This window comes from Micromonospora sp. NPDC048830, assembly GCF_043198215.1.
GTDB lineage: Bacteria > Actinomycetota > Actinomycetes > Mycobacteriales > Micromonosporaceae > Micromonospora.
Window position 1 is genome coordinate 1 of record NZ_JBICUP010000096.1, and the last position, 7,247, is coordinate 7,247.

The window sequence follows — 7,247 nt, forward strand, 5'->3', positions numbered from 1 at the left end:
CCGTCAACTCATCACTCGAGCCCGAACCCTCTACCGCTGGGACGCCCGACCCACCACTCGCAGACTCAGATGACACCTATTGCCGGTCGCTCTTAGTTGTTAGCCGTCACCGAAGGTGACGACGAGTTTGTTCTTGCCCGTCATTGATCTTGAGGAAGTCTCTGGCGTGACCTGGTGGGGTTGCGCTTGTTCGTGCGCGTCATCACCGTGAGGACGTTGATGCGGGTAGCGGCCCTCCCGGTGTTCCTTGGCCAGGCGCTCGGGAGGGCCGCTTGAGGTGCGGAGGCACCGGGTGATGACGGTAAACGACGATCCGGTTGGGGTCGAACGGCAGCTGGTGGTGGGTGAGTTGCGCTGTCCGGGTTGCGCGGGCCGGTTGGCGGGGTGGGGATGGGCGCGGCCGCGTCTGATCCGGGTTGAGTCGGGCGGTCGCTGGCTGGTGCGGCCTCGGCGTGCCTGCTGCACGAGGTGCGCGGCGACGCACGTGCTGCTGCCGGTCGGCGTGCTGGTGCGGCGGGCGGATGCTGTCGGTGTGGTGGGCCGCGCGGTGCAGGCCAAGGCGGCCGGGTTGGGTGCCCGCCCGGTCGCGGTGCTGGTGGACCGGCCGCTGGGGACGGTGAGGGGCTGGTTGCGGCGGTTCGCCGGGCGGGCCGAGCAGGTCCGGGCGTGGTTTACCCGGCTGCTGGTCGCGGTGGCGGTCGATCCGCAGATTCCCGACCCGACCGGTTCGCTGTTTGCTGACGCGGTGGCCGCGATCACCGCCGCGGGGCGGGCGGTGGTGGGCCGGTTCGTGCTGCGCGAGGTGACGGCGTGGCAGGTGGCCGGCGCGGTTTCAGACGGTCGTCTGTTGTCCCCGGACTGGCCACCGGAGTGGATCAACACGAGTTCGCCCTGGTCAGCGGCCATGTGAGGGGGCAGCGTCAGCACTTGTCGATCTTCACGGCGAGTGTTGAGAAGGTTTGTTGTTGACTACCGCGGATGATGAGGTCCGGGGTGCGGGCCGACCGCGCCCGAAAGATCGCGTTGTGGCGGTATCAGCTGATCCGGGAGGCGGCTGATCCGGCGTATTCCAGCCGCCAGCGCGGGCGGATGGTGCGTGACCTGGCCGAGCGGGAGCATCCGGGGCCGTTCGGGACGCCGGTGCGGGTGGCCCGGGCGACCTTGGACCGGTGGATCACCGCGTGGCGCCGCGGTGGGTTCGACGCCCTGGTGCCCAGCCCTCGGCAGGCCACCCCGCGCACCCCGGCCGAGATCCTGGACATGGCCGCGGCGTTGAAGCGGGAGAACCCTGACCGGACCGCCGCGCAGGTGGCCCGGATCCTGCACAAGCACCTCGGGTGGGCGCCGTCGGAGTCGACGGTGCTGCGGCACTTGAACCGCCTGGAACTGATGGGCCCGCCCGCCACGGCGGTGACCGTGTTCGGCCGGTTCGAGGCTGCCCGCACCAACGAGTTGTGGGTCGGCGACGCCCTGCACGGCCCGCACGTCGGCGGGCGCAAGACCTACCTGTTCGCGTTCCTCGACGATCACAGCCGGCTGCTGGTCGGGCACCGGTTCGGATATGCCGAAGACACCGTCCGTCGGGCCTGTAGGGAGATCTGTGTAACGGATGTCAATGAAAGTCCGTTATGGCCAGTAGAAGCTGGTCGGCACAGATAGGAACAGGTTGATGGCTATCTCCATGGTGGGGCAGTACGACACACCCGTCGGGGTTGATGGTGAGGTCGAGGCGCTGGCTGAGCGGGTCGCGGCGGATGGGCTGCGGCTGCCCCTGGCCGGGCCGGTGGTGGATGAGACGGCGGCGCGTGAGGCGGCCCGTAACGTACGCCGCGTTCGTCCTCGACGTGTACTCCCGCATGATCGTCGGCTGGCAGGTGTCCACGTCGCTCTACACCGACCTGGCTCTCGACGCGCTGAAGATGGCGATCTGGCGCCGCGAGAATCAAGGCGCTGACCTGGGCGGACTCGTTCATCATTCCGACCGGGGAGTCCAGTACCGAGCAATCCGCTACACCCAGCGGCTCGCCGAGGCCGGCGCCGTCGCCTCTGTCGGCTCCAAGGGCGACTCGTACGACAACGCGATGGCCGAGGCGTTCAACTCCCGCTACAAGGCCGAACTCGTGCGCAACAAGGGACCACGGCGCGGGCTCGACGACCTGGAGATGGCCACCGTCGAATACATCGACTGGTACAACAACCGCAGGCTGCACGGCGAACTCGGGCACGTCCCACCCGCCGAACACGAGGCACTCCACGCGATGACCCACCCGGTCACCGCACCCCTGAAAACCAACTAACCAACTCTCCATCAAACCCGGGGCTTGACACCCCGGCCGCATCGCCGATCTGCTCCACGACGTAGTCGCGTACGTCATCGCGGACCGCGTCCCGGTCCCACGCCGCGCTGCACAACATGCCCTGCAAGCCGTCCGGTGAGACATGCCCAGCCTGCTCCGCGAGGGTCCAGCCGTTGCGCCGCTCCAACGGCGCCAGCAACCCCCGCACATACGCCCACGCCCGCCGCCGCGGCTCCACCCGAGCAAACCGATGCGAGAACCGGAAGAACAACTCCTCCAACCCGGCATCCCACGACCCGACCAACTGCGCATCCACCACAACCAGCCAAGGAGCGATTACCACCCGAAGCTACGACCCGCCGTTGCAGTATTAGTGCGCACCCACTAGACCAAAACCCCAGGTCAGCGCCCTGCGCCCAGCCGAATCCCGGCTCCCTGATAAGAGTCAGGGCCGCCGGATCCGTACCGGCACCGGACCACCGTCATGGCCGCTCTCCGCAACGCCGCGATCGGCGCACTACGCATCGCCGGCGTCACCAAACATCGCCGTCGCCAACCGCCACGACGCCGGCGACAGCATGCGCCCGCTGGCACTACTCGGCATCACCTGACGACTTTGCCTGGGCCCTGCTGGCCTCTCCGAGTCGCAGATGCCGAGTCTCCGGCGCAAGCGGGAGGGATACCAGCAGGCCGCCCAGGCTGATAGCCGCGGCTGCCAACAGGGGCGGCCCGATGCCGAACGTGGCTATGCCGAGCGGAAACAAGAAGGTTCCCGCAGCGGCCGCGATGCGACTCATCGCAGCGGAGAATCCGACCGCGGTGGCGCGGACGCCGGTCGGAAACAACTCGTTGGGATAAATCCATGGCAGAACGCTCGCGCCAGCGTTGAAGATCGCGAACAGCGCGAATCCCGCCACCACGAGCAACGGGCCAAGGCCAGGAGTCAAGCCAAGCACGGCGAGCACCACGGTCGGACCGACGAATCCCCACAGCAGCACGGGACGTCGCCCCCAGCTCCCGACCAGAAAGATACCTGGCAGCACCCCTACCAGGAAGAAAAGGCTGACCACCAAGGAGCCGAGGTCGGGGCTTTCCACGCCGAGCATCTGCAACACCTGGGGCTGGAAGGTGAACAACGCGAACAACGGCGCCACCTGCGCAGACCAAAAAGCCGAAACGAAAAATGTACGCCGTCCGTAGCCGGAGCGAAAGATCGCTGCCCATCGCACCGCGCGCTGTTCATCGGCAGGAACCTCGGGCAAGGTATAACTCGAACCGATACGATCGCGGACGATCACCAGCGCCTCTTCTCTCCGTCCCCGCTGGGCCAGCCACAGGGGAGATTCTGGTGCCTTGGCTCGCAGCGCCAAGACCAACACCGCAGGCACTGCACTTGAGGCAAGCATCCACCGCCAGGCCCCCGATCCCAGTCCTAGCATGAGGTAGCCCGCGGCGAACGAGGCAACATAGCCAGCCCACCAGGCCAAGGTCAGCACGCCAAGCAGCTGCCCTCGCCGGTGTCGCGGCAAGAACTCAGTGAGCAGCGTTGTCGCAACGGCGTAGTCAGCGCCAATGGCGACACCCAGGACGAACCGGAGCACCAGCAGCTGCCACGCGTCACCGGCGAAGAACTGCAACGACCCGGCACCGACGAAGACAGCTAAGGCGATCATGTAAATCAACCGGCGGCCGACGAGATCGGTCACTCGCCCGAATACCGCAGCGCCCACGAACAATCCCAGGAGGCTGGCCGCGCCCAGCGCCCCCTGCCATCCGGCCGACAAATCCAGATCACGTGCGAGCGGTGCAAGGGCGATGGCGATGACTCCGAGGATGTATCCATCACAGAACGGCCCTCCCGCCGTGCACCACGTCATGTAGACGTGAAAACGACTGAACGGCGCGTCTTCCATGGACCGAGGCGTCGCCGAAGAACTCATAGCGCCTCCTGGCTGTCGATAATCTTCGACTACATGGCACCACCGCGGCCTATAGCATCGATTCGGCCCCACCTTCCTCGGATACCGTGGATTTCAAGGCGATCGATTCCCGCTGGCAGAACTGGTGCGAACGTTAGGCGATTGCCCCTGGGTTCCATTCCAAGCATCGTTTGAAGCAGGAGGAGAGAGGCTCCAGTAGACCACGCTTGTGGGCTACAGGCGGTGGGATACTCTACCGGATAGTCAGTCAGCGAGCGGTCGTAGCCGGCGAAGGCCTCTGGAAGGCGTCCGTTGAAGTATCTTGCCGCAGTAAACATGCCCTCGGCGATCGTTGCAGCCTCGGCAGCAAAACCATACCGACGGAGGCCCAGTGCGATTATCGAGTTGTCGAACGGCCACACAGTCCCCACATGGTATCCGATGGGATTGTAGCGGACCTCTCCTTCGGCCAGCGTCCGTATACCCCAGCCATTGAACAGACGGGTTCCCATGAGATGGTGAACGAGCTGTGAAGCCTTCTCGTCATCCACAATGCCGCTCCACAATAGGTGGCCGATGTTGGATGACAGCACACGGAGCAGTCGCCCCTCGGGATCCATGGCAAGAGCGAAATAGCCGTCGTCCTCAAGCCACCACTCACGATTGAATCTATCGCGCAGTTCTTTCGCGTCGCGTTCAAGTTTCTCGGCATATGCCGAGTCACCCCAAAAGACCCGGGCAAGCCGCGCGCCGCGAAGTTTGGCGTCATATGCGTAGCCCTGCACCTCGCAAGTGGAACGCGGGTAGTCCGGAAGGCCGCCATCGCTGTACGACAGGGAGTCCCAGGAATCTTTCCAGCATTGGTTTTCCAAGCCCGTCGCCGTGTTCCGTCGTTCGTACCACAAGTACCCGTTTCCTACGAGATCGGCATAGTCGTCGATCCAGCTCAGGGCGGCTCTCGTTTCGTACTCCAGGTCTTTGACGAGCGCACCGTCCCCTGTCCAGCGTTCGTATTCATCAAGAAGGATCACGAACAGAGGGGTCGCGTCCACGGAGCCGTAGTACGGGCTGTGCGGCTGCTCCTCGAATGCCGCTGTCTCGCCGTATCGAACCTCATGCAGAATTTTGCCCGGCTCCTCGTCGCGAAAGTCTCCAATGTGGACCCCCTGGTCTAAAGCTAGTTGCCGAAGGGTGCTGGCTGCCAGTTCAGGCACGAACGGCAGAGCCTGTAGAGATGTAAAGATACTATCGCGGCCGAAGATTGTCATGAACCAAGGTAGACCCGCGGCAGGTAACGTCCGTCCGGCGAGTGAGAGAGGAGGGAAACGTAGTGCCGCGAGATCAACCATACTGCGCATGTATGTTGCGGAGATTTCCAACGAAGGGCAGTCCACCTTGGGTGCCTCGTTCAACCAGTCTTGGAGGTCATCCTTTAGTGCCATGCGAACCACGCGGCCCTGTTGAACTCTAATCGCCTCCCTGAAGTCTCTCATTCGTGAGCTGCCGGCGTAGCTGCCTACCTGAATCTCCGTAGTCCAACTTCCACCAGGCGCAATTTTGGGCAAATATTCAAGGCCACCCTTGTCGAATCTTGGGCTGCCGCTCGCCGATATTTCGGTCTCGCGCCTGAAGTTCCCGCGGCGGAAAATCAGGCGGAGGCAATCCTCTTCTGCCAACACGTCGATTGTGCCCGGACGCTCTCGCGGCACGCCTCCTTTCGCGTCGAAAATATCGGCGAAGTCAGATGCTGTATCGATGCGAACTCTTGGCTCTATTGCCTTGTCGCCATGATTGATAACAACAATCTTTTCTGTCATGCAGGACGCTGCAGGGGATCCCGCCTGCGTGGCGGCCTTGCTCCCTCCCAGAGATCTTTCGCGAATGACCGATACTTTAGAATCGATGTATTGTGTCGCCGGGCCGGGAGTGAGGAAGAATCGAACCTCCCAATACTGGAGTTCGTTTCTGGAGAGAGAGGCGAGCGCCTTGTTGTCGACGGTCAACTCCCATCTGGAAAGGAACCGTGTATCCAAGGAGAAGAGCCCGGCGACGAACTCACTATCATCTCTGATATCCCCGCTGCCGTTGGAGATAGCGAAGGTGCGTCCATCGAGGAGTCTCACCTCTTCGGGCATCGCCTTTTCCTTTCTTGCCATTCATGTGGACCGAGGTCGCCTGGACGGCCCGGAAAGATCACGTAGGCGAGGTAGGAAAGGACGTATATGTCGCCTTCGGTAAGCAGGTCGCCCCGCAAAAGTAGCGCGTACCACCCTTCTCCGCTGCTGATGAGTCGCGCGAAGACTCCCTCAGAGGCTGTCAGGACGGCATTCGGGCTGGGGCCCTCTCTCGATACAGTGACGTCACCCGCCTTAACCGTCACGAACCTGCTCTCACGCCGAGCGTCATCGGTGATATCTATACGGACGACTGCGTTTATCCGCCCAAGCCGCGGAATGTGACCACGATCGGCGAGATCGCTGAAGAACTCTTCTATCTGCTTCTGCATCGGTGCATACACCGCCCCCTGGAACCCAGCCGCGCTAACCGATGCAGCCATTCCCTGACCTGGAATGCCCAAACCTCAACAGGTGCGCCCAGGGTCCCGGGGCAACGCCGCGGGCTGCTCGACTTGATGTGGTTGGTGTAGACGCGCCCTTGCTGGCCTGCTGATCTTGGTCTGGGTGTCGGTCGTTGACCTGAAGTTTCGGCGCGCGAACGGTGCGAATGTGCACTAAACGGTCGCCCCTAGGCTTGTCGTCCGTGGCTGCGTACGTGTGCACGGTGAGGGCGGCGTCGGGGGCGAGGCGGTGCAGATCGTGCACTCCTCCCGCCGGGGGCGCGGGATATCGGAACCTGTCAAGTCCAGCGAGACAGCTAGTTGATTTTGGTTAGAGCGACCGGCGATAGGCACCCAGGATCCGGACAGGTAGGTACCTGGAGTAGCAAACAGGCACGGGACATCGATCATCGGAGTTCTCTACGCTCAGTGATCGACGGGAGTCCCGTGCCTGCCTTGCCATCATCGGTGCTC

The 7,247-nt window shown here is 63.5% G+C and carries 6 protein-coding genes and 1 pseudogene; 3 read left to right on the forward strand and 4 right to left on the reverse strand.

Annotation, left to right across the window (positions count from 1 at the left end):
* The first annotated feature begins 484 nt into the window (after positions 1-484).
* From ACGFIZ_RS33785 to ACGFIZ_RS33795, 3 genes are all read left to right on the forward strand, one after another.
* The gene (locus ACGFIZ_RS33785; protein WP_393427299.1) at positions 485-910 is read left to right on the forward strand and encodes a hypothetical protein; all 426 of its coding nucleotides are present in this window, start codon (positions 485-487) and stop codon (positions 908-910) included.
* A gap of 68 nt (positions 911-978) precedes the next feature.
* Entirely contained in the window at positions 979-1,659 is a 681-nt protein-coding gene (locus ACGFIZ_RS33790) for a helix-turn-helix domain-containing protein (RefSeq protein ID WP_393427301.1), read from the forward strand.
* A gap of 146 nt (positions 1,660-1,805) precedes the next feature.
* Positions 1,806-2,297: an IS3 family transposase gene (locus tag ACGFIZ_RS33795; protein WP_393427304.1), complete on the forward strand. Its 492-nt coding sequence runs from the start codon at positions 1,806-1,808 to the stop codon at positions 2,295-2,297.
* Positions 2,298-2,325: 28 nt separating this feature from the next.
* Here ACGFIZ_RS33795 and ACGFIZ_RS33800 read toward each other — a convergent pair.
* The 4 genes and pseudogenes from ACGFIZ_RS33800 to ACGFIZ_RS33815 all read right to left on the reverse strand — a co-directional run.
* A pseudogene (locus ACGFIZ_RS33800) lies at positions 2,326-2,601 on the reverse strand (IS701 family transposase); the annotation flags it as partial.
* A 289-nt stretch (positions 2,602-2,890) separates the two neighbouring features.
* Positions 2,891-4,237, reverse strand: a complete 1,347-nt coding sequence (locus ACGFIZ_RS33805; RefSeq protein WP_393427307.1) for an MFS transporter — start codon at positions 4,235-4,237, stop codon at positions 2,891-2,893.
* 29 nt (positions 4,238-4,266) lie between these two features.
* The gene (locus ACGFIZ_RS33810) at positions 4,267-6,351 is read right to left on the reverse strand and encodes a glycogen debranching N-terminal domain-containing protein (RefSeq protein ID WP_393427309.1); all 2,085 of its coding nucleotides are present in this window, start codon (positions 6,349-6,351) and stop codon (positions 4,267-4,269) included.
* Positions 6,336-6,722 carry an SCP2 sterol-binding domain-containing protein gene (locus ACGFIZ_RS33815; protein WP_393427312.1) on the reverse strand — a complete coding sequence of 129 codons (387 nt, stop codon included), beginning with the start codon at positions 6,720-6,722 and terminating at the stop codon, positions 6,336-6,338. Before ACGFIZ_RS33815 ends, ACGFIZ_RS33810 begins: the two co-directional genes overlap by 16 nt.
* Positions 6,723-7,247 lie beyond the last annotated feature (525 nt).

Excerpts from the sequence above, each read along its gene's own strand:
- ACGFIZ_RS33805 (WP_393427307.1), bottom strand. The coding sequence starts at position 4,237 with ATGAGTTCTTCGGCGACGCCTCGGTCCATGGAAGACGCGCCGTTCAGT.
- ACGFIZ_RS33790 (WP_393427301.1), top strand. The coding sequence starts at position 979 with ATGATGAGGTCCGGGGTGCGGGCCGACCGCGCCCGAAAGATCGCGTTG.
- ACGFIZ_RS33810 (WP_393427309.1), bottom strand. The coding sequence starts at position 6,351 with ATGCCCGAAGAGGTGAGACTCCTCGATGGACGCACCTTCGCTATCTCC.
- ACGFIZ_RS33815 (WP_393427312.1), bottom strand. The coding sequence starts at position 6,722 with ATGCAGAAGCAGATAGAAGAGTTCTTCAGCGATCTCGCCGATCGTGGT.